Genomic DNA, 2,388 nt, shown 5'->3' on the forward strand with positions numbered 1-2,388 from the left:
ACTAACTTATCTCCCAGAAATACTTTGACAGTTATTGATATTAATCTAGAGCAAAACAAGAGTTTTACCGAATAATTAAGGTGAAAAAGCTTTTCTGTAAAGAAGAAATAAATCCCAAAAATCCCCTTCGTCAATCCTATGGGTTTTTAGGAGAGGTAATTATCTTTTTCTTGATGAGTTTAATATCCCACCTGAAAGGGTTTCTATAAACCCCAATCAATTGTAGACAAAAAGTGGTTTGTCGAAGACTATTCCCATTCACTTTTGCCTTCTTCCTTCTCTCCTAGATAACTAAAGCCTTATTACTTTTTACTTCTTCTTTCTTATACCAATTAACTTTAGGGATGTCACAAATAGTTTCCAAGTTTAAATGTCAAATAATTGCCCGAAACTATCGTCTTATCAAAGTTTTTAGTCGATCAAATCTAACTTATAACCTCAGCATTCAGCCATTAGCGGTCAGCTTTCCTCCTCCGGAGGAACTACGTTAACAGGAATTAGTAGTTTGAGGATTTGAGTAATATTGAGTTTGAGTCGTGAGCAAGTAGCTAATTTATTTCAGAATTTTAATTCTGTTAAATATTTCAATTCTGATTCCTCAAAAAAGCGCAATTAAGTTAATAGCTGATGGCTGTATAGCTGACACCTGAATGCTTACCTTCTAACTTCTGCCTTCTGCCTTCTTCAATAATTGTTAAAACTACCTATGAGCAGTAGTTAATTCACAGGAATTACCAAAAAAAATTACAGGTTTAAATATAGTAATCCTAAATTGGTTGTGAAAATTTTTATAATATTTAATTTGAACTGAAAACATGAATAAATTCTAACTCCTGACTCCTGACTCCTAACTCCTAACTGCCAGCAAAATATTACAACTTAAATAGGATTGTTATAGTTAGGTTTTGCGGAAAAAAGAAACAATGTTGCCTAGTTAACAAAAATGGGGATAATCTGACATACTGATCTGTTGTAAATCATTTTTGGCAATCTATCATGGCAACAATTAACAATAATTACCTCAAACTTAAAGCAGGATATCTATTCCCAGAAATCGCCCGTCGAGTAAATACCTTCGCTGAAGCTCACCCAGAGGCCAAAATTATTAAACTAGGTATTGGGGACGTCACCGAACCCCTGCCAGCAGCTTGTCGTCAGGCCATTATTAAAGCAGTAGAAGAAATGGGCGATCGCTCTACTTTTAAAGGTTATGGCCCAGAACAAGGTTATGGTTGGTTGCGGGAGAAAATTGCTGCTGAAGATTTCCAAGCTAGGGGATGTGATATTGATGCCTCGGAAATTTTCATCTCTGATGGATCTAAATGCGACACTGGTAATATTCTCGACATTTTTGGCCACGATAATACTATTGCCGTGACTGACCCAGTTTATCCGGTGTATGTAGATACTAATGTAATGGCAGGTAATACAGGAGATGTGAATGAAAAAGGGGAATATGAGGGTTTAGTTTATTTACCAATTACCGCAGAAAATAATTTTACTGCCGAACTTCCTACTCAAAAGGTAGATTTGATTTATCTATGTTTCCCCAATAACCCCACTGGTGCCACTGCCACAAAAGAATATCTCCAGACTTGGGTAGATTATGCAAAAGCGAATGATGCGATTATTTTGTTCGATGCTGCTTACGAAGCATTTATTACTGATGCAAGTCTTCCCCACTCTATATATGAAATAGAAGGAGCAAAAGATTGCGCAATAGAATTTCGCTCCTTTTCTAAGAATGCTGGTTTTACTGGTACTCGTTGTGCGCTGACTGTTGTGCCGAAAACTCTCAAAGGGAAAGCTGCTGATGGTTCGGATGTGGAAATATGGAAATTGTGGAACCGCCGTCATTGCACAAAATTTAATGGAGTTTCTTATATTGTGCAGCGTGGTGCTGAGGCAGTTTACTCCGAGGAAGGAAAAGCACAAGTTAGAGCATTGATCGAATTTTATTTAGAGAATGCCAAAATTATTTGTTCCCAGTTACAAGCAGCAGGGTTAACTATTTATGGTGGTGTGAATGCGCCTTATGTTTGGGTGCAGACTCCTACAGGTTTGTCTAGTTGGGATTTTTTCGATAAACTGTTGCACAACTGTAATGTTGTCGGTACACCCGGTTCAGGTTTCGGTGCTGCAGGTGAAGGTTACTTCCGAATTTCCGCTTTTAATAGTCGGGAAAATGTTAACGAGGCGATGAAACGGATAACTGAGAAATTTACAGTTTAGGTAGGCGATCGCTAAAATCAAGTAAGATTAAGTAGGGTGGGCAAATCTTGAGATATGGATATTCTGTGGTAAATCAAGTTTATTTGTCTACCCTAAGTGTGAGTTTTTGCACCGTATTTTTAATAATTTTTATTAGTGAAAAAACTTAAAAAAATT

Annotated in this window: 1 protein-coding gene; it reads left to right on the top strand. The window is 37.0% G+C overall.

Features of this window, described 5'->3' with window-relative positions; all coding sequences use genetic code 11:
• Positions 1-996 precede the first annotated feature (996 nt).
• A complete protein-coding gene (locus D5R40_RS32240) occupies positions 997-2,232 on the top strand; it encodes an LL-diaminopimelate aminotransferase (protein ID WP_124144895.1) in 1,236 nt (411 codons plus the stop codon).
• Positions 2,233-2,388 lie beyond the last annotated feature (156 nt).

This window comes from Okeania hirsuta (assembly GCF_003838195.1).
GTDB lineage: Bacteria > Cyanobacteriota > Cyanobacteriia > Cyanobacteriales > Microcoleaceae > Okeania > Okeania hirsuta.

What these genes read in the sequence shown, in the direction of transcription:
- D5R40_RS32240 (WP_124144895.1), top strand. Translation starts at nt 997, where the DNA reads ATGGCAACAATTAACAATAATTACCTCAAACTTAAAGCAGGATATCTA.